Source organism: Rhodococcus sp. 008, assembly GCF_001682295.1.
Classification (GTDB): domain Bacteria; phylum Actinomycetota; class Actinomycetes; order Mycobacteriales; family Mycobacteriaceae; genus Rhodococcus_F; species Rhodococcus_F qingshengii.
Genome location: NZ_CP012749.1, coordinates 3,633,533 through 3,653,044 on the forward strand (window position 1 = coordinate 3,633,533; position 19,512 = coordinate 3,653,044).

A 19,512-nucleotide genomic window follows, 5' to 3' on the forward strand; every position below is an offset into this window, starting at 1 on the left:
TCCGTATGACGTGGATGGTTGTAGATGTCTTCTGAAGAAGTGCGTCCGCGTGTGCCTGGCACAGTGCGTCGCCGTATCGCTGCCGCTGTAGTCAGCTTTGCAACCGTCGCGGTGGTGACAGGAATGTTCACGACGCCGGTGGTTGCCGATTCGCCCAAGACGGTTCGGGTGGGAGCGTCGTCGAGCGGACTGACGCTCGACGGACAGCCATGGTGGCCTACCGGGCTGAATGCTTATCAACTGGCCACTGATTGGTCGGTGAACTTCGGCTGTGGCGCCATGGTCGATCTCGATGCCTACTTCGGTTCTCTGCCACCGAACTCCGTCACGCGTTTCAACGCGTTCCAGGCGCTCGCGGTGAACAAGGTGTCCGGGGAGATGGATTTCGGCCCGATGGACGCGGTGTTCGACGCTGCGGCGCGACACAATCAGTTCACGATTCCGGTGCTCTCACCCCAGGACAGCGGGTGTGATGACGGGCTGTTCAAATCCAGGGACTGGTACACCGACGAGTGGAAGGTCGCGAACCTGATCCCAGGTCGAGCCACCATGAGCTTCCAGGACTGGATGCACACCGCCGTCGACCGTTGGAAGAACGAGCCTTCCGTCGCGGCGTGGGAATTGGTGGGGGAGCCGGAACCGAGCCTGTGTACCGATGCCGCCTGCAATTGGTGGACAAGAACGTGCCCGTCTGATTCCGCGCAGGTGTTGCGGGAGTTCTTCGACACGGCAGGCGCCGAACTTCGGGCGATCGATCCGAACACCCTGATCACGGCCGGATACGTCGGGGGCGGTCAGTGCGGCACTGCGGGTGACGACTACCAGTACGTGAGCGAGTCCGACTTCGTCGACGTTCTGCAGTATCACGACTACGGAGCAGACGGGGTTCCGCTTCCGGGCGACCAGTGGAACGGACTGGCGCGTCGCATCGAACAGGCCGCGAACGTCGGGAAGCCGTTGTTGGTCGCCGAGACAGGCGAATTGGCAGGCAGTTGTGAATCACTGGCGACCAGAGCCACGAATATCGAGACGAAGCTGACGGGGCAGAAGGTGGCCGGTACGGCCGGAGCTCTCCTGTGGGCATTCGTGCCGGATCCACGGCCGAACGAATGCACAATGGATATCGGGCCTGACGATCCACTCTTCGACGTGATTGCTTCACTGGCAAGTTAGGACACTGCTAGTAGTCCACTGGGAGTTCCATCCAGTGGGAGTATGGTCACGATTTGATAACAACCTGAATCTGGTGTTGTGGCGTGATGACCGTATTTCGTTCGTATTCAATGGTATTCAGTGGCATTCACCTGTGGATAACCGAACTTGAAGACGGGTGAAGTCGCACGGGACCATCGATGCGACGCTTCCAGGACCTTCGTCCGGGTCGGCTGGGGACGGTCCGGTTGAGGTGCTGAGTTCGGAAGTTGTGTCGTACCTGTCTCTTTGGCCAGTTGCTACGTCCCGCCGTGGTCAACGTCGAAATACGATCACAACCGTTCGCCGCGGTAACGGGTAGTGCGCGGAGTGCGGCGTGCCCCTCGTGGAAGTGACATCGAGGGGTGGTGTGTAGCTCTCGCGCGCAACGAATTCCGAGTTCGAGTCAACTTGCGGCGGCATCGGCCGCCCGGTAGACCTTGTGCGCAGGCTGTACATGCGATGTGAGCTTTCGGTCGTCGAAATGAGGGGACGACCGCTGCATGCGCGTAACGGTAAGTGTGTGGAGCATCGTGTGAGCGGAGAGGTGAACGATGACTGGGTGCGCTGAACGGCCTTTCAAGACTGCTGTGGTGCCGGCTGCCGGGATGGGGACTCGTTTCCTCCCGGCCACCAAGACGGTTCCGAAAGAGTTGCTCCCCGTGGTCGATACACCCGGGATCGAGCTGGTCGCAAGCGAAGCGGCGCAAGCAGGCGCGGAACGTCTGGTAATTGTCACTGCGCCGGGCAAGGCATCGGTCGTCGGGCATTTCGTCGAGGACCTGGTGCTCGAGGGCAAGCTCGCCGCCAGCGGGAAGCACCATCTACTCGAGCGTGTGCGTCGGGCCCCGGGCCTGATCTCGGTGGAGCCGGTTGTGCAAGAGTCTCCGCTGGGATTGGGACACGCTGTCGGTCTGGTCGAATCGGTGCTGGATGCGGACGAGGACTCGTTCGCGGTGCTGCTTCCCGACGATCTGGTCCACCCCTGCGGCATTCTCGACGCGATGGCGAAGGTACGTGTCGAGCGTGGTGGTTCTGTGCTGTGCGCGTTCGACGTCGCGCCCGATCGTGTTGGGGCCTACGGAGTATTCGACGTCCAAACACCTGTGGAGGGCAGCGATCCCGATGTACTTGCCGTCGTCGGCATGGTCGAGAAGCCGGCTCCTGAGGATGCTCCGTCCACTCTCGCCGCGGCCGGACGATACCTTCTCGATCGCGCCGTGTTCGACGCGCTCAGACGAATCTCACCCGGGCAGGGTGGCGAACTACAACTGACGGATGCGATAGCGCTGTTGATCGCGGAGGGGCATCCGGTTCACGTCGTCGTCCATCACGGAACCCGCCACGATCTTGGTAACCCGGGAGGCTTTCTGCGAGCATCTCTCGACCATGCGCTCAGTCGCACCGAGTACGGACCGGAGTTGCGAGTCTGGCTCAAGGAACGATTGGATCAGCCGGATCCGCAGTTGACGTACTGAATAATGCCGTCCATGACAGCTGAGGTCGAAATATGTTTTGGTGCACGAGAATCTGCACCATGTTCGGCTAGCGCGTATGTGAATGTCGGTAGCCCGGATTCATTCACTTTGTCGGTCGATACCGCGTCGGGTGAGTTCGTCCACCAGGGACTGAGTCGAAATCGTCGCGACGATCGACGGTGGAGTCATCCCCGGCTCCGCTTCCTCAGAGGTCAGATAACCGGCGGCTACGAGGACCTCCATGATCGGAGCGTCGAAGACCTGACATGCCGTCCGCATCGTGTCCTGCGTGGGAGGGCGTTTAGCCGACAGCCATCGACTCAGCTCGGAAGGTCGAATCTTCAGCGCACGCGCAGCTTCCTGGATGTCGCCGAACGAGCGAAGTTCCAGTTGATTCTCGACCCATGCGGAGAAACCACTCATAGCGGTCATATTGCCTGAGCCGAGACGTATATGCCACTTCCTTTCGGCCACGAGTCGAGGACAATTGGATATCTGCCATGTCGTGGCAAAGTTTTGCGTCGACGATTCGCTTATTTGCAGTTACGCGACGTTGCCGACAGAGGATGACTTCTGCGCTGAGCGGGGATTATTCAGCCCGGCGTCGGCGAAGGGTGAAATCGAGGGTGAAATGCAAAAAATTCGATTGTCGGAAGCAGGAACTCAATGACAACGCCGAGTCAAGTCAGACCTCAAGGTCTTCGGAATGATGCCGCTTCGACGGCAGGGCGAACAGGCAGAATTCCTTTGTCGCCGACTACCGCTGTGTGGATGGCGATCGCGATCGCAGTTCCGATATACCGCTTGTTGCCCGGCGCCGTCACGCAGTTGTGGGCGATGGCAGTGCTTGCGGTCATCGTGGCGTCAGTAGCGCTGGGACGAGTTGCTCGGCCGCAGTTTGTCGGCGTCTGGTTGACCGCCGGCTACGCCGCTCTCGTCGCAACGGTAACAGCGACGCGTGGCAATGATATCGGCGGAAATCTTTATGTTGGAATCCAACTTTTCATAGTTCTCGGGCTCGGAATATTTGTGATGGTCGCCAATGTCCGGCGTGATCCGGGTTTTGTCAGGCGTGTATGCATTGCGTTCATAGCAAGCCAATCGGTTTCTGCTCTGGCCGCCGCTATCCAATTGGCCGGTTCATCCGTCTTCGGTTTCGGTGTTGTGAACGGTCGTGCTCCAGGTCTGGCAGGTCACCCGAACGTTCTGGGCATCATGTCCTCACTTGCGCTGATTCTGTGCCTGGGGGCTGCAGTGCGAAAGGTAGGAAATCGGGTCGTTCTGGTGCTGATATCGATTGTGAACGCGGTGGGACTGCTGGCAACCGGTAGTTTGAGTTCGTTGTCGGCATGCGCGATCGGATTGATCGTCGTGGCGATTTCTTCGCGAGTGAAGATCACCACCATCGTCAAGAGTTTTGTCGGCGCCTCTGTTCTCTTCTGGGTCGCAATCACCTACACCGAGTTCGGAAAGCACCTGGAGACGCCGGCCGATCGATACCTTCAGGTCACAGGGCAGACCAAAGCCGTCAGCACACTCGAGATCCGTAACGACACTTACGGATTCGCTTGGGATGCTATTCGCGCGCATCCGCTGTCCGGGGTGGGTCTGAACGCTGCCAATGCGGCCTCGTTCGACAACGTCACAGTCGTCCACAATGTGTTTCTACGGTCTTGGTACCAAGGCGGGGTGGTGCTTGCCCTGGCTGTGGGACTCATCATCTGCGCGACGGCATTGGTTGCGTTCAGATCGATGAAGTCCGGCAAGAACGCCGCCGCGGCCGGCGTGCTGGTCGCGATGATGACATTCGCACTGACCTCGGCATTTTTCGAGCAGGCGTACTACTGGCTACCGGTCGTACTCGCGTTTGCATGTCTTTCGGCCGGCAGTGATCGGACCGCAAGCTTCAAAGCTCACCCGCGCAACAAGAGTTGATCGGGAATTGAGCTTACGTGTTCAAGCCATGGAAGGTCTTCTCCCAGTAAGACGGGTTGCGTATCAACTGATATGTGCCTTTGATGGCTGCGATGCTCATCAAGACCCAGTAAAGCGGAGCGGTCAGGCAAGCTATCAGCAGCATAGGATTTCGCGTCTCTCGGCATGCCACCAGGTTCATGTAAAGGACTGCGGCGTTACCGAATACGAGTGACACGAGGGCGGGAAAATAGACGTAGTTGGGAAACACGTCGTGGATGACCTCGGGCTGGCCGAGAATCCAACCCAGACTGATCAGCCAGAACGCCATGTTCAGTGTCGCCACAATGGGTGTCCCCGCCATCAAGATGGTGAAGCGTAGAAATCCGACTGTGCCGAGTCCGCGCCACAGTTTCACAGGTTGACGCATGTGAACCAACCAAGTCTGCAGGTAACCCTTGTACCAGCGTGAGCGTTGTCGGATCCAGTTGATCGTGTCGCTGTTGGCCTCCTCCAGCGTCGTCGAGTTCAGAACAGCGGTCCGGTAGCCGCTCTCCGCGATGCGAACTCCGAGATCTGCGTCCTCCGTGACGTTGAAGGGGTCCCAGGCGCCGATCTCGTCGAGCACACTTCGTCGAAGGTGATTGGACGTGCCTCCCAAGGGAATCGGTGACTGACTGCGCATCAGTCCTGGGAGGATGAAATTGAACCAGAGGGCGTAGTCGGCCGTGAACCACGCGGTCAACAAATTCTGAGTCCCGTTGTGAAATGCGAGTTTCGCCTGAACGCACGCGGTATTCGATGGAAGCTTCGCGAAGGTTGCCACCACACGGCGTAACTGGAGCGGATCCGGTGAGTCCTCGGCGTCGTAGATGGTGATTATCTCGCCCGTAGAGAAGTGCAATCCGTAGTTGCAGGCTTTGGGTTTGGTGCGCGGATCTGCAGCAGGGACCTTCAAGATACTCACCACGGCATCGACTCCGGCGGCAGTCGCCGCGTCGATGGTGACGGTGTCATCCTCTTCGAGGAGCAACAGCACCTGCAATTTGTTCGAGGGGTAGTCGATCGCACGCATAGCGGAAATCAGGTCTCCGACTACTTCCGGCTCGTTGTACGCCGGCACAAGGATTGTGTAGTGCGGTAGTTCTTCATCGGAAAGCGAGCTTGCCTCCTGATCGCTGATCGTCACGATCGAGGAGGCATCCAGACCTCGTGTGAACAGCACTAGGCGATCCACCATCGCCCATACGTACCCGAGCGTGCATGCCAATGTGAGAACGATGAGCGTGGGAGTAAGGAAGAAGACCAGACACACAACGGTGATCACGAGAATCAGGAACAGGATGTTGCGCTGCCACGGATAGAACGCAACTGATGCCGACGAAATCGGTTTACGTTCACGCAGTCCGTTCACAGCATCGTGAAGTGCAACTCGTTTGAATTCTTCCGAGCTTTCGTCCTCAACCGAGAGATCGGGATCTACCACTTCTGTGCCTCCACGACAAGCCTTCCGAGGGACTGGAGCATACCTAGATCCTTGTACTGAGATTCGCTGTCGACAGTAGATATCCTGCCTCTGAGTAGAACTGCCAAGGTGTTGCTTCCATTCGAAGCCATCGATGGTTTCGGTTCGGGGAACAAGGCATTCGGTTCATGATTGTCCACTGTCAAGAGTGTGACGCGTTGTGCGGCACCGTCGCCGCGTGTCCACACGAAATTGAGGTTGCTCCAGGTGAGTAGGAGGGAGTCGTCGACAACTGTGTACATTTCCGCGACAACTCCACGAGTCAACTCAACTCGTACGGTGGGGCTGACACGTGCGTTCTGGAGATCATAGGTTGTATTGCTCGGATAGACAGACAGAGTAGACGGGCGACGCACTTGAACAACGTCCATTTGGACGGTGCGTGGTCGCATCTGGGTGTCCCAGGCAGGGTTGGGTGTGTCAGCACGAATTGTCTGGCGAGTGAGTGCCGAGGTGGAACCGAAGTATTTTCTCGGCCAATCGTATTCGTCGGTTGAGATCTCACGCCAACCGGCGGGGACGATGAGGCGTGGATCAGCAGTCGCCGGCGGACCTACTGAGACCGGAACGCTCTGAGTGGTGGGCACTGGCGTAAAAAACATCACGATTGCCGCGGCGAACACCACCAGGATCGTCCAGTTGCTGGTTGACGTCGAGGGATTCCGGAGCGGACGGTCGAACGGCTTCCATGACCTTCCACGTCGCTCGTACAGGTAGAAGAACCCGCCTACCAGTAACGCACTACCTATTGCTGGTAGCAGCTGGACGCTGAACAAGGGTGCAGTCGGGTACTGCCGCGAGAGGTAGTAGACCAAGGCAGCACCCAGGACGGACGAAGCGACGAACCCGGCGAATCCCCGTCTCCAGGTCCTACTGACGGCGATCGTCGTTGCGGCCGAGGCGACCAGCACCATGATGATGCTGTAGTCGAATCGCGTGCCGCCGAGTTCGGTCGCCAGCGTGCGGTAGATGAGCGGCGCCAGGACGATCGGAACAACCCAGATTGCCCAGTAGCGGTTCACCGGACGCAGCCCGAACATGAGAACCGCTGCGCTCCAGACAAATACCCATGCCGCGATTACATCGATATGCATCAATTCATAGTTCTCGGCAAAACGTGGCATGAGGAGTGCCTGTAAACCCAGAGAAACAAGTAAGCCGATACCACCGACAATCTTGTCCGTCTCACGGTCGTGGATCGGAAGGTCCGGGCCGCGTCGCAAATCTGTTCCGACGGCGGCTATCAGGCAGAGCAAAGGGAGGACAAAAACGTATCCGATGGCGGTACCGCTCGCGGTGCTCCTCCACAAATTGGTCCAGGTGGGCCAGAAAGCAAAGATTGTCGCGGCTGCAATCATCAGCCAACGTACTGTGAGGCGGGGGATAATTCCCGACTGCGTGCGTAGGTCGCGAATCTTCAAGATATGTAGTCCTATTCGAACTGGTCGTCCACTCCGGCTGTGTCGGCTGCAGCGAGGTTGTGTCAGCGAACCCGACTTTGGTCGACCTTACGTGATCGATCACAAGGTGCGAATCCGAGCACCGGCCGCTGCGGAACGGCCGAAGCGGGGCAGAAATCCCACATATTGAGACGAAGGAAAATTTTCTTTTCGGAGCTTGCTTGTTGCGAACTGGACGAGTGACCTGATCTTGTTTCGATGTTGAAGCCTGTATCAGCAAGGGCTGTAGGGCTATTCGCCTTCGAATTGCACATCGAATCGGCAATAGGGACCAAGATCCCTGCCGGGGACGTAGGTCCCCAACGGCGCAGGCACCTTATGTCGGCGAAAGTCATTGCGTTGGTTACCAATGGAAATGATCCTCTATTCAGGCCGTATCGGTAATGCGTTGCCCTGTGGCAACCGCCTACTGACGAGTAAGGTCCTTCGCTTTGCCGCACTTTCGTCGAAGTAACGCGATAGTTGCCTCTGAATCGATCTTTCGTTCTGTTGTTCCAGGCGCTCCGCCTCCGAACGGTGAGAGGCAAAGCGCTTGCGTTGCGGCCACATTGGAATAGGTAGGGGTGCGGGCGACTACAGGCCTGAACTGGGGCGACTTTGCGTTTGATCCTGCGCGCGGACAGTGCTGAAATGTAATCCACTCGGAGCGTGAGAGCGTTCCGATTCTCGAACAATTGCACTCTTCGGATCGAAGCGAGCAATTTGCTGTTCCAGTGGATTGCTCAAATCTGGTGAATCACGCTCAACACCTGTCAACGACACACGGATTCAACGACACACGGATTCCACGAATGAGGAAGGGACTGATCACGTGACGGCGCTCGACGTGTCCACACTGGGCAAGACCAAGCACACGCTTCCCCGCGCAGTGCCCGACCTCCGCCGCGGATCGACTTCTCGGAGGGAATGGGAAACGGCGTACCGCAGAAGGCTGTTCCTGGGCGATTCGGTGATCATCGTGGCGACGGTTTTCCTGGCTCAATGGCTGCGATTCGGTGGAGACAGCCGCGCAGTGAGCCCCGGAATCCTCGGGCAACTCAGCTACACCGGTGTGTCAATTGCATTGGCGGCGATGTGGTTATCGTCGTTGGGGATCTTTCGCACTCGCTCGATTCGTGTGATCGGCAGCGGACCCGAAGAGTACAGGCGAATCTTCGTCGCGACAGTTCGCCTCTTCGGACTCATTGCGATTGTCAGCTTGCTGTTGCAGTTGGACATCGCGCGGCTCTATCTGGCCTTCGCATTTCCTGTCGGTCTGACCGCGCTGATGGCGAGCCGCTGGATCTGGCGAAAGGTGATTGCGAGGAAGCGCTCGCGCGGCGATTTCCAGACGTCCGTCTTAGTCGTGGGAAGCCCGGTTGCAGTCAAGAAAATGGCCCAAACCTTCGAACGAGCTCCCGGTGACGGGTACCGGGTCGTGGGCGTCTGCCAACCCAGTCAACTAGGTCGTCGCGACAGAGTCATCGTGGTCGACGGCAACGAAATACCGGTCCTCGGGGACGAGCACGATGTGACCGACGCACTCGACTTGGTCGGAGCCGATGCGGTGGCGGTTACGGCGACGGAACACCTCGGCTACGACGGTATGCGGAAACTGGCCTGGGATCTGGAGTGTAAGGACGTCGATCTTGTTGTGGCACCGGGAATCCTGGATGTTTCCGGTCCGCGACTGTCGATGCGGCCGGTGGCGGGCCTTCCACTGATTCACGTCGAACGTCCGCGATACCACGGTGCTCAACGGTTCGCCAAGACAGCCTTCGACGTCGTTTTCGCATCTGTAATTCTCATTTTGATCAGTCCCGTTTTGATCGTGACGGCGTTGGCAGTCAAGTTCACCAGTCGGGGTCCTGTGCTCTATCGGTCGGAGCGAATGGGATTGGACGGGGTTCCCTTTCCGATGCTGAAGTTCCGATCGATGGTTCAGAACGCAGATACGCAGGTCGACAGCCTGCTGTCGGATAACGAGGGCGCCGGTGTCCTGTTCAAGATGCGTGACGATCCTCGGGTTACCAAGGTGGGGCGCGTCATTCGAAAGTTTTCGATTGACGAGTTGCCTCAGTTCGTCAATGTGCTCCGGCGCGAGATGAGCGTAGTTGGTCCGAGACCGCCGTTGAGGCGTGAGGTAGAGGCATACGACGGGGCCGTGAAAAGGCGACTGCTGGTCAAACCGGGTATCACCGGTTTGTGGCAGGTGAGCGGGCGCTCGGATCTTTCGTGGGAAGAAACCGTTCGGCTGGATCTGTCCTATGTCGACAACTGGTCGATGGTCGGGGACGTGATGATCGTCGTGAAGACGCTCAAAGCCGTAATGGCTAGTGACGGCGCATACTGATCCGTTCAGTCAGTCAGTCAGTCAGTCTTTCGTATTCGTATTCGTATCGCGAATCCGATTCGCCATTCCCGGCGAACCCTGCCTGGGATCCGAAGTAAGGGAACTGCGCAATGCACACTGGCCAATCGGTGGTGCTCGATGAGAACTTTGGGGGAGCAGGCTCGATGTCATCAAAAAAATACTCGATGTATTTGGCGGTGATTCCAACGTATCGGAATCCGTGCATCGAGGTGTTGCGTGAGATGGAGGAAGGAAATCTCGATATTCTGGCTTCGGACTACGGGTTGGATTCCACGGTACGAACTGGCATCGACACGGATTTCTACGACCGCGTTCGACGGATCGGAATCTTCGGTGACAAGGTTCTTCTTCAGGTGGGTTCTTGGAAAAATCCGCTTTCAGCGTCCGTGACTATCCTGGATTTGAACCCCCGTAGTCTCACATCGTGGAGTATTTTGGTCCTTCGACGAATAGCGCGTCGCCGTACTCTTCTTTGGGGCCATTTGCATCCCAGGCAAGGTTCTTCGTCGAAGACGGCTTTCCTTCGGAGAACGATGCGCCGCTTGTCTCAGGGGACCATTCTTTACGGGTACGCCAGTGTGGTCCCAGCCAAGCTCGAGGTTCCAGGCCAACCAGTTTGGGTTGCACCCAATTCTTTGTACAAACGCGCTGACATCAACGCTGGTAACACCGGTGAATCGCGTAAATCAATTGTCTATGTCGGCCGATTGGTTGCCGAGAAGAACGTCGATCAATTGGTTCCGGCTTTCCACCAATCAGGCCTCGTCGACGAGGGTGCCGTGTTGGAAATCGTGGGTTTCGGCAATGCGGTGGAAACGATAGAACGGCAAATTCTCGATTTAGGTCTGGAAGAGTCCGTTGTGGTACACGGACGCATTGAAAGTCCGATCGAACTTGCTGAAATCTACGCACGCTCAATCATGTCGATCTCTCCCGGATACGTCGGGTTGAGTGTCACTCAGAGTTTGGGATTCGGAGTCCCGATGCTGTACCCCGAGGACGCCCCGCACGCCCCCGAGATCGAACTTGCTGCTGTCGGTCCTATGCAGAGTTACTCACCGACGACCGAGGAGTCGCTGGCTGCGGCGCTGCGAGACTACTTCTTGCATCTTGTCTCCAATCCCGTTCCAGCGGAGAAAGTTTCAGCGAAGGTAGGGGATCTCTATTCCGCCGAAACCATGGCATCGGGGATCTCTGCTGCGTTGCGAGGTCAGGTCGTCGAATTCGACAATGAGGGATGGCCCAAGGAGATGGTCGTACGATGAGCAACCGATCACGCCTACCGTCAGGTGTCAGGCGAGCCCTTCGCGGAATAATGAATGGACTCGCAATATCGAACGGGAATGTTTCAGTAGGGCGCGACTTCAACGCCGGCCGTGGAGCCATCATCAGTGCGCCTCACCGGCTGAATATCGGCGATAATGTCAGCGTCGGACCCCGAACCGTTATTCAGGTAGACGGCTCCATCGGATCCCACGTCATGATCGGAATGAACGTCTACATCGTGGGGCGCGAAGACCACGCGATCGACGAGGTGGGTATTCCGATGCTCGCGTCGACGTGGGTGGGGGACCGTCAGCCTGGTGCACGCGATTCTGTCGAAATTGGAACAGACGTATGGATAGGCGCCTGTTCGGTGATATTGAGCGGTGTGAAGATCGGTGACGGTGCGGTTATCGGAGCCGGTTCGGTCGTGACGAACGACGTCGAGAGTTTCTCGGTGAATGTCGGAGTTCCGGCACGGAAAGTCGCCGAACGATTCGAGAGTGACACGCAGAGAAGTGCACACCTGCAAGCTGTGCACGGACTGCCGTCCTGAGTTAGCTGAAAAGGGAAATGAGCACGATGGATAATCAGGGAAATAAAATCCTGATCGTGGGAATCAACTATTCTCCTGAGCCAACCGGTATCGCTCCGTACACGGAGGGTTTGGCAAATGCGATAGCGGATGCCGGTGCTGACGTCAGGGTAGTGACAGGGTATCCGCACTATCCATTCTGGCGAAAGATGGATGGCTTCTCAGGTCTGTCTTCCGTAGAGCAGTCAGAAAATCTGACGGTTCAAAGACTTCGTCATTACATCCCCCGGAATCCCAGCTTCCTGCGAAGAATTCTGATGGAGGCAAGTTTCGCTTTGAGGGCGACCTGGGCGACTCTTTTCCATCGAGCAGACCTCATACTGTGTTTAAGTCCTACACTTTTGTCCTCGGCGGCATTTGTCATCAGGACCAGGCTCCTTCGATCGCGCACACCCGTGGTGCTGTGGGTGCAGGACTTCTACGGACTGGGCGCGTCCGAGACCGGTCAGCTGAGCGGAGGCCTGTCGTCTCTCGTCGATCGAGCCGAATCCTGGATCTTGCGAAAGTCCGATCACGTCGTCGTGATCCACCCGCGGTTCGCGAAGCATGCGCAGGACAACCTCGGAGTCGACTCGAGCAGCGTCACAGTCATCAGGAACTGGACCCACCTGGATCTCTCCCAGTCTGCCTGCACCCGAGAAGATTCGCGAAAGCGATTGGGCTGGGGGCCGGAACAGAAGATAGTTCTGCATGCCGGCAATATGGGTGCAAAGCAAGGGCTCGAGAACGTGGTGAACGCCGCGCATTTACTTGGGCCGCGCCAGTCCGACATCAAATTCGTACTGATGGGGGATGGGAATCAGCGGGCCCATCTCGAAGAGCTGTCCGAGGGATGCACCGGGATCGAATTCATGGATCCTGTTGGCGGCGAGGACTTCACCGATGTGCTGCGAGCAGCGGACGCATTACTTCTCAACGAGTTGGCCGATCTTCGCAGTATGGCCGTTCCGAGCAAACTTACATCGTATTTCGCTTCAGGGGTACCTGTCGTCGCGGCTACATCTTCGGACAGTGCCTCCGGCGAGGAGATCGCCCTGTCCGGGGCGGGAGTACGTGTTGACGCCGGAAATCCGGAAGCATTGGTACGTGAAATAGAGATGCTGGTTTCCGACCCCGTCCGTGCCGCTCAACTCGCGCGAAACGGGGGGGAGTACGTGCACGAAACCTTGTCTCCCGGCTCTGCTACCACCGCGTTCGGTGACCTCTTCGACGGACTCATCAATCGAGACAGTTTGCCGACTCGACCGACGCAAGCCCGAGCGCGATGACACACCCGCAGCTCTCCCTCGGCGAATTCACCGGGGCAGGATACGACAAGGGACGTCCGGCATCAGTGCAGGTCGCCTGGCTCGCGGTGGCACCACTGTTCCGGGCCTGGTTCGTGCCGGCACGCATACGAGTTGCCATTCTCAGACTGTTCGGCGCTGAGATCGGTGATGGAGTCCTGATTCGGCACGGCGTGAAGATCCATTGGCCGTGGAAACTGTCGATCGGTGATAACACTTGGGTGGGTGAGGGAGCATGGATCCTCAATCTCGAACCGGTGAGTATCGGGTCGAACAGTTGTGTCTCGCAGGACGTCTTTCTGTGCGCGGGCAGTCACAGCAGACAGTCACGGACTTTCGAGTTCGACAACGGACCGATCGTCATCGGCAACGGAGTGTGGATTGCGGCCAGGTCCACAATTCTCCGCGGCACGTCGGTCGGTGACCACTCGGTTATCGGCGCAAATTGCCTTGTTACATCCGATGTTCCGGCGAGTTCGATCGTCCGCGCCCCGGTTTCGTCGATCGGACGACCATGAAGGGCGCACGACCGCGCTGCGCCGGGGTTCCGCACGCGTTCGAGTGCCCGGGTGGTGGAACATGAAGGTGATGACGAACCCCTTGGTGGTTCAGTTCACGGGAATCGCCGGCGGACGTCTTGTCGGTGCGTTGATTCAGGCACTGAGTATGGTCCTACTCGCGCGTATCTCCGGTCCGTCCGGCTTTGGAATCTTCGCTGCGGCTTATGGTGTCGGACTGGTGCTTCAGACCATTCTGAACTTCGGGTTCACCCCATTTCTGGTTCGGATCCGTGCGTTGGGTGACCAGGAACCCCTCATCGCGTCGACCTTGGAGTTCTCGCGCCGCGCCAACCTGGCCGTCGGTGCATTGCTGGCATTTACCGCGGCGGTAGCCGCGGTCTTCGAGCCGAAGCTTTGGTTCGTAGTGCCGTTGACAGCTTGGGTTGTTCTGGACAATTACGTCGAGACGCTGCTCTCGCTACCACTCGCTGACGGGAATACCTGGCAGAACGCGGTGTCGTTGCTCCTCCGGCGAGCACTTGCTCTCGTTTTTGTTGCGGCCGCTTGGCTCGCAGGAGTCGACGCAGTGTTCTGGTATTCCGTGGGCCTCGCGTTCTCTTCGATGATCGCTGTCTTCGTGGCCATTCGGCTCGGACCGGCGATCACTCGTGTCAGATCGAGACGCTCGTACAAGTCGATCATCGGCAAGTCCTCGCACTTCTGGTTGAATTCCGTTGCTACTCAGACGCGCAACTTCGACGTACTGCTGGTTGGACTTGTCACGTCACCGGCCGTCTCCGGAATCTACGGCGTGACGAGTCGTATCACCACTCCGTTGCGGCTGATTCCCACATCGTTTGCGGCAGTTCTCATGCCTGCGGCGGCGCGCTCGACGACCGGGCGAATCACCCAGGGCATTCTGCGACCCGCGATGTACGTATGCATCGCAAGCGCGGTGATCTTCGGTGTGATCGCAGCTGTCATCCCTGTACTCGTTCCACCGATTTTGGGCGATGCGTACGTAGACGCGGTACCGGTAATGCAGGTCGTCTGCTTCAGTTTGATCTTCGCAGCGATCTCGTCCCAATTGAATGCGATCCTGCAAGGTACGGGCAGAGTTGAAATCGTCTCCTACATAACGGTTGTGAGCACCTTGATCTGCCTCGTCGGAATCGTGCTGGCTGCCCCCCGTTACGGGGCGCTCGGAGCGGGGTGGTCGCTCTCGCTCAGCTATGTACTTCAAACCGCATTGCTGACCTGTGTCGTTGTCGTTGCAATGAGGAGGGATCCCCATGCGTAGGTTCTTCATGAGTATCGCAGCAGCTCAGGGCAATCTGGGTGACATCGAGATACGCCGAACAGCAGTCGACTACATGCGTGAACTGGGGTTCAGACCCGTTGTATTTTCGGGCAGTATGAGCGCGGAGTACGTCGATGCCTTCGATTGGGAACCAACCGACGAGGTGATGGATTCGGGTATCAACTTCTGGCGAGCGATTTTGTCCGATACAGTGCGCCGAAAGCGGGCAGTGATCGTGATGGCACCTGGGCCGGCGGTTCTGGGGGCATCAGCAGCAAGCGTCGTCAAGCACTCGTTGTTGGTGACAGTCTTTGCGGTGCTTCGCATGTTCGGTACACGAGTCCTCGTTTTGGGACGGTCGATCGAGGTACGAAGCCCAATGGCGGCAGTACCCGAGAAGATCCTCGTCGGCGTAGCCGACGTCTACGCGGCACGTGACAAAAGGACGTGTGAGTACCTGCGAGGTAAGAGTCGGTTCTATCCCGATCTCGCGTTCGGGGCCGGTGTATCCGACGGAGCGAAGTCTGCTGGCCGAGAATCTGCGCGCCGAGAAATAGCCTTGCTTTCACTTCGGCATGACCGACCGGTGAACTACGCGTCCCTTCGGTCGATCCAAAGTCAGTTCTCGGCAAATGGTTTGGATTTGATGGCCTGTTGCCAGGTTGTCGAGGACGACAGCCACAACCGCGAAGTTGCTGCGACGCTGGGTATTCCCTACGTGGGATGGGACGATGACACGACCCATCGGCAACAGGAGTCGGCTGTCCGCGCCCTGTACGAGCGCGCCGCCGTAACCGTCAGTGACCGCCTCCATGTTTTGATCCTGAGCGCTCGAGGCGGATCGATACCGGTGATGTCGGGTAGTAGTTCGGTACCGAAGCTGAGGGATTCGCTGGAACCGGTACTCGCACCGCAGGCCTCCTGGATGGACGATGCGACGGGTGGCAGCTTGAATCTAGGGCACGACGAATCTACCCGAATCTCTCGCGGAATGGACTCCGCTGCCGCGGAACTGGAGGATCTGAGATCGCGGATCAAGGAGGCAGTAATGCCGTGAGGGTTTCTCAGTTCTGGTTGTGGGTTCGCTGCTCCCACACAACACAATTCGGCCGATGACTACTCGCAGACAAGTATCTGCTTCGAGGACGGAGTTTCAAGTGAAACGTGCACTGATTACCGGAATTACAGGCCAAGACGGTTCATACCTGGCCGAGCTGTTGTTGAGCAAGGGATACGAGGTCCACGGACTTATTCGTAGATCGTCCACGTTCAATACGGCTCGAATCGATCACATGTATGTGGATCCCCACACGCCGGATGCAAAACTGTTCCTTCATTACGGAGATCTCAGCGACGGGGCGCGTTTGGTCACTCTTCTCGCACAGATACGCCCGGACGAGGTCTACAACCTCGCAGCGCAGTCACATGTACGGGTAAGTTTCGACGAGCCCGAACATACCGGAGACACGACGGGAATCGGGTCGATCAGGTTGCTCGAAGCAGTCCGGATGGCTGGTCTCGAATGCAGGTTCTACCAGGCGTCCAGTTCCGAGATGTTCGGTGCGACACCGCCTCCGCAGGACGAGCAGACTCCCTTCTATCCGCGATCGCCGTACGGTGCGGCGAAGGTGTACTCGTACTGGATCACCAAGAACTACCGCGAGGCGTACGGGATCTTTGCCGTGAACGGAATTCTGTTCAACCACGAATCTCCGCGGCGAGGCGAAACATTCGTAACTCGCAAGATCACGCGAGCGGTGGCGCGGATCAAGGCCGGCCTGGAAAACGATTTGTACATGGGTAATCTCGATGCAATCCGCGACTGGGGTTACGCGCCGGAGTACGTGGAGGGAATGTGGAGGATGCTTCAGGCCGACGAGCCGGACGATTACGTGCTCGCGACAGGCGGTAACTACTCGGTCAAGGATTTCCTGACGGTGGCCTTCGAGCACGCCGGTTTGAACTGGGAAGATCATGTGCGCTTCGACGAGCGCTATCTGCGGCCGACGGAAGTAGATGCGTTGATCGGAGATGCAGGTAAGGCGGAGCAGAAGCTCGGCTGGAAGGCGACTGTACATACTCCCGAGCTGGCTCGAATCATGGTCGATGCGGACATCGAGGCTCTGAAGTGTGAGGGCAAGCCCTGGATCGACCGCCCGAACCTGGTGGATTGGGAGCACGCTCGATGACGGGGGAGTACGCGCAGAAGTCCCTCGATCGGAACGATGCGGTGTACGTCGCGGGCCATCGTGGACTCGTGGGTTCAGCGATCTGGCGTCGTTTGGAGGCCGACGGTTTCAATCGCCTTGTCGGTCGCACGTCCGCCGAACTCGATCTTCGCGACCGCGGTGCCGTGTTCGAGTTCTTCGCCGCCGAGAGGCCGAAGAACGTGGTCCTCGCGGCAGCCAAGGTGGGCGGGATACTGGCGAACAGCACACTGCCGGTGGACTTCATCTCCGACAACCTTCGCATCCAGGTGAACGTGATGGACGCGGCGGCCGAGTTCGACGTAGATCGCCTGCTGTTCCTCGGATCATCCTGCATCTACCCGAAGTTCGCTCCTCAACCGATTCGCGAAGAATATTTGCTGACCGGTCATTTGGAACCGACGAACGATGCATATGCCATCGCCAAGATCGCGGGAATCCTGCAGGTACAGGCTGTTCGAAAGCAGTTCGGGCGTCCGTGGATCTCCGCGATGCCGACCAATCTCTACGGCCCGGGTGACAACTTCTCTGCCAAGGGCTCTCATGTGCTGCCAGCCCTCATCAGACGCTTCGACGACGCGCGCCGTGATGGAGCTGCTTCAGTCGTGAACTGGGGCAGCGGGACGCCGAGGCGCGAGTTTCTCCACGTCGACGACATGGCGGATGCCTGCCTTCATTTGCTCGACCACTATGACGGAGCAGAACACGTCAATGTTGGTACAGGCGAGGACCAGAGCATCGCGGAGATCTCTGCGATCGTGGCGGACGAGATCGGGTTCGACGGCGAGATCGAATGGGATCATTCGAAACCTGACGGGACGCCGCGGAAGTTGCTTGACATCGGGAAGCTTCGAGATTTGGGGTGGCAGCCCAAGATTGATCTTCGTGCGGGGATCGCATCGACCGTGGAGTGGTATCGACAGAACGTCGATTCGATCAGGACATGAAGTACTACAGCATTATTCGACGTAAACTCGACTTCGACAGGCAGACATCGTTATGACTTCTCGTATTGCGGTATTCGGCACAGGCTACCTCGGGGCGACACACGCAGCTTGCATGGCCGAGTTGGGTCACGAGGTTCTCGGGGTGGATGTTGATCCGAACAAGCTCGCTATGCTCGAAGCTGGGGAGGTTCCTTTCTACGAACCGGGACTCGAGGAAGTACTGCGCCGCAACATAGCCGCGGGACGTCTTCGATTCACGGCTTCCTACGAGGAGGCCGCAGAGTTCGCCGACATCCACTTCCTCGGCGTCGGTACGCCGCAGAAGAAGGGGGAGTTCGCGGCCGACATGCGTTTTGTCGATTCGGTGATCGAGACACTCGCACCCCTCTTGACCAGGCCGACCGTAATCTTCGGGAAATCAACTGTGCCAGTCGGTACAGCAGAGCGATTGGGTGCGCGGGCACGGGAACTGGCGCCTGCCGGACAAGACGTGGAGGTGGCGTGGAACCCGGAATTTCTCCGGGAAGGCTACGCGGTGAAAGACACGCTTCACCCGGACCGGCTCGTGCTCGGGGTCGACCGCAATCGACCCGGACGTGCGGAATCGATTGCGCGTGAAGTGTACGAGCAACTCTTGAACGAAGGTATTCCCTTTGTTGTGACCGACCTTGCGACTTCGGAGTTGGTCAAAGCATCAGCCAATGCATTTCTGGCAACGAAGATCTCGTTCATCAATGCGATCTCGGAGGTGTGCGAGGCTTCAGGTGCGGATGTGACCGTTCTTGCCGATGCCATCGGCCATGACGAGAGAATTGGTAGGCGATTCCTCAACGCCGGAATCGGTTTCGGTGGGGGCTGCTTACCGAAGGACATCCGTGCTTTCATGGCACGTGCTGGTGAGCTGGGAGCAGATCAAGCACTCACATTCCTACGCGAAGTCGACAATATCAACATGCGTCGTCGTACTCGGATGGTCGAACTGGCTCGAGAAGCGTGTGGTTCTCTACTCGGAGCCAATGTGGCGGTTCTCGGGGCAGCCTTCAAGCCTGACTCCGACGACGTGCGCGACTCACCTGCGCTGAACGTTGCCGGGCAGATTCAGCTGCAAGGCGCTGCCGTCAATGTCTATGACCCGAAGGCGATGGGAAACTCGAAGGCGTTGTTCCCCACCCTCACTTACACTTCGAGCGCACTTGAAGCGTGTGCAGGCGCTGATGTCGTCTTGGTTCTGACCGAGTGGGCCGAGTTTCGAAAGTTGTTGCCGTCGGACCTCGAACCTGTCGTCCGCAAGAAGGTCATCATCGACGGACGTAACTGTCTGGAACCGACCACCTGGCGCGACGCAGGGTGGACCTACCGAGGTCTCGGAAGGCCGTAAACCGGTGAAACCTTCACGGAGGGTGGGTGTTGTAGGCATCGAGGGGAAGTGGCCGTGTGCCCGGGACCAAAGTCCGTCAGCGAGCGAGCTGTGGCCGGGGGAGATGCTGGGATAG

At 58.1% G+C, this 19,512-nt stretch carries 16 protein-coding genes; 13 read left to right on the plus strand and 3 right to left on the minus strand.

Annotated elements, in window-relative coordinates; translation table 11 throughout:
* The first annotated feature begins 24 nt into the window (after positions 1–24).
* Both AOT96_RS16965 and AOT96_RS16970 read left to right on the plus strand, forming a co-directional pair.
* Positions 25–1,173 (plus strand): cellulase family glycosylhydrolase, encoded by a 1,149-nt coding sequence (locus AOT96_RS16965; protein ID WP_054187559.1) that lies wholly within the window; start codon positions 25–27, stop codon positions 1,171–1,173.
* Positions 1,174–1,745: 572 nt separating this feature from the next.
* Positions 1,746–2,669, plus strand: coding sequence for a UTP--glucose-1-phosphate uridylyltransferase (locus AOT96_RS16970; RefSeq protein WP_058038947.1), 924 nt, complete (start codon positions 1,746–1,748; stop codon positions 2,667–2,669).
* 99 nt (positions 2,670–2,768) lie between these two features.
* On the opposite strand, the gene AOT96_RS16975 is transcribed toward AOT96_RS16970, so the two are convergent.
* Entirely contained in the window at positions 2,769–3,092 is a 324-nt protein-coding gene (locus AOT96_RS16975) for a helix-turn-helix domain-containing protein (protein ID WP_223304618.1), read from the minus strand.
* A 348-nt stretch (positions 3,093–3,440) separates the two neighbouring features.
* Between AOT96_RS16975 and AOT96_RS16980 the strand changes: the two genes are divergently transcribed.
* Positions 3,441–4,604 carry an O-antigen ligase family protein gene (locus tag AOT96_RS16980; RefSeq protein ID WP_065352049.1) on the plus strand — a complete coding sequence of 388 codons (1,164 nt, stop codon included), beginning with the start codon at positions 3,441–3,443 and terminating at the stop codon, positions 4,602–4,604.
* 13 nt (positions 4,605–4,617) lie between these two features.
* Here the strand turns inward: AOT96_RS16980 and AOT96_RS16985 are convergent, their stop codons facing one another.
* Positions 4,618–6,069, minus strand: coding sequence for a glycosyltransferase (locus AOT96_RS16985; RefSeq protein ID WP_058038950.1), 1,452 nt, complete (start codon positions 6,067–6,069; stop codon positions 4,618–4,620).
* Entirely contained in the window at positions 6,063–7,529 is a 1,467-nt protein-coding gene (locus AOT96_RS16990) for a hypothetical protein (protein WP_231917221.1), read from the minus strand. Before AOT96_RS16990 ends, AOT96_RS16985 begins: the two co-directional genes overlap by 7 nt.
* A gap of 850 nt (positions 7,530–8,379) precedes the next feature.
* On the opposite strand from AOT96_RS16990, the gene AOT96_RS16995 reads away from it, so the two are divergent.
* The 10 genes from AOT96_RS16995 to AOT96_RS17045 all read left to right on the plus strand — a co-directional run bounded on the left by AOT96_RS16995 (position 8,380) and on the right by AOT96_RS17045 (position 19,397).
* On the plus strand, positions 8,380–9,900 hold the full coding sequence (locus AOT96_RS16995) for a sugar transferase (RefSeq protein WP_064443494.1): 1,521 nt from the start codon (positions 8,380–8,382) through the stop codon (positions 9,898–9,900).
* 110 nt (positions 9,901–10,010) lie between these two features.
* On the plus strand, positions 10,011–11,186 hold the full coding sequence (locus AOT96_RS17005; protein ID WP_082661466.1) for a glycosyltransferase: 1,176 nt from the start codon (positions 10,011–10,013) through the stop codon (positions 11,184–11,186).
* The gene (locus tag AOT96_RS36425) at positions 11,183–11,740 is read left to right on the plus strand and encodes an acyltransferase (RefSeq protein ID WP_020968744.1); all 558 of its coding nucleotides are present in this window, start codon (positions 11,183–11,185) and stop codon (positions 11,738–11,740) included. Before AOT96_RS17005 ends, AOT96_RS36425 begins: the two co-directional genes overlap by 4 nt.
* Before the next feature lie 26 nt (positions 11,741–11,766).
* Positions 11,767–13,047, plus strand: a complete 1,281-nt coding sequence (locus AOT96_RS17015; RefSeq protein ID WP_164490553.1) for a glycosyltransferase — start codon at positions 11,767–11,769, stop codon at positions 13,045–13,047.
* The gene (locus AOT96_RS17020; protein WP_064443236.1) at positions 13,044–13,583 is read left to right on the plus strand and encodes a DapH/DapD/GlmU-related protein; all 540 of its coding nucleotides are present in this window, start codon (positions 13,044–13,046) and stop codon (positions 13,581–13,583) included. Before AOT96_RS17015 ends, AOT96_RS17020 begins: the two co-directional genes overlap by 4 nt.
* A 70-nt stretch (positions 13,584–13,653) precedes the next feature.
* On the plus strand, positions 13,654–14,865 hold the full coding sequence (locus tag AOT96_RS17025) for a lipopolysaccharide biosynthesis protein (protein ID WP_158170310.1): 1,212 nt from the start codon (positions 13,654–13,656) through the stop codon (positions 14,863–14,865).
* Positions 14,858–15,922, plus strand: coding sequence for a polysaccharide pyruvyl transferase family protein (locus tag AOT96_RS17030; protein WP_064443238.1), 1,065 nt, complete (start codon positions 14,858–14,860; stop codon positions 15,920–15,922). The genes AOT96_RS17025 and AOT96_RS17030 overlap by 8 nt, the downstream gene beginning before the upstream one ends.
* Positions 15,923–16,022: 100 nt before the next feature.
* Positions 16,023–17,054: a GDP-mannose 4,6-dehydratase gene (gmd, locus tag AOT96_RS17035; RefSeq protein ID WP_181991934.1), complete on the plus strand. Its 1,032-nt coding sequence runs from the start codon at positions 16,023–16,025 to the stop codon at positions 17,052–17,054.
* A complete protein-coding gene (locus tag AOT96_RS17040; RefSeq protein ID WP_054187555.1) occupies positions 17,051–18,019 on the plus strand; it encodes a GDP-L-fucose synthase family protein in 969 nt (322 codons plus the stop codon). Before gmd ends, AOT96_RS17040 begins: the two co-directional genes overlap by 4 nt.
* Positions 18,020–18,071: 52 nt before the next feature.
* On the plus strand, positions 18,072–19,397 hold the full coding sequence (locus AOT96_RS17045; RefSeq protein ID WP_007726621.1) for a UDP-glucose dehydrogenase family protein: 1,326 nt from the start codon (positions 18,072–18,074) through the stop codon (positions 19,395–19,397).
* Positions 19,398–19,512: the final 115 nt, after the last annotated feature.

Excerpts from the sequence above, each read along its gene's own strand:
- AOT96_RS16965 (WP_054187559.1), top strand. The coding sequence starts at position 25 with ATGTCTTCTGAAGAAGTGCGTCCGCGTGTGCCTGGCACAGTGCGTCGC.
- AOT96_RS16970 (WP_058038947.1), top strand. The coding sequence starts at position 1,746 with ATGACTGGGTGCGCTGAACGGCCTTTCAAGACTGCTGTGGTGCCGGCT.
- AOT96_RS16975 (WP_223304618.1), bottom strand. The coding sequence starts at position 3,092 with ATGAGTGGTTTCTCCGCATGGGTCGAGAATCAACTGGAACTTCGCTCG.
- AOT96_RS16980 (WP_065352049.1), top strand. The coding sequence starts at position 3,441 with ATGGCGATCGCGATCGCAGTTCCGATATACCGCTTGTTGCCCGGCGCC.
- AOT96_RS17005 (WP_082661466.1), top strand. The coding sequence starts at position 10,011 with ATGCACACTGGCCAATCGGTGGTGCTCGATGAGAACTTTGGGGGAGCA.
- AOT96_RS36425 (WP_020968744.1), top strand. The coding sequence starts at position 11,183 with ATGAGCAACCGATCACGCCTACCGTCAGGTGTCAGGCGAGCCCTTCGC.
- AOT96_RS17015 (WP_164490553.1), top strand. The coding sequence starts at position 11,767 with ATGGATAATCAGGGAAATAAAATCCTGATCGTGGGAATCAACTATTCT.
- AOT96_RS17020 (WP_064443236.1), top strand. The coding sequence starts at position 13,044 with ATGACACACCCGCAGCTCTCCCTCGGCGAATTCACCGGGGCAGGATAC.
- AOT96_RS17025 (WP_158170310.1), top strand. The coding sequence starts at position 13,654 with ATGACGAACCCCTTGGTGGTTCAGTTCACGGGAATCGCCGGCGGACGT.
- AOT96_RS17030 (WP_064443238.1), top strand. The coding sequence starts at position 14,858 with ATGCGTAGGTTCTTCATGAGTATCGCAGCAGCTCAGGGCAATCTGGGT.
- AOT96_RS17040 (WP_054187555.1), top strand. The coding sequence starts at position 17,051 with ATGACGGGGGAGTACGCGCAGAAGTCCCTCGATCGGAACGATGCGGTG.
- AOT96_RS17045 (WP_007726621.1), top strand. The coding sequence starts at position 18,072 with ATGACTTCTCGTATTGCGGTATTCGGCACAGGCTACCTCGGGGCGACA.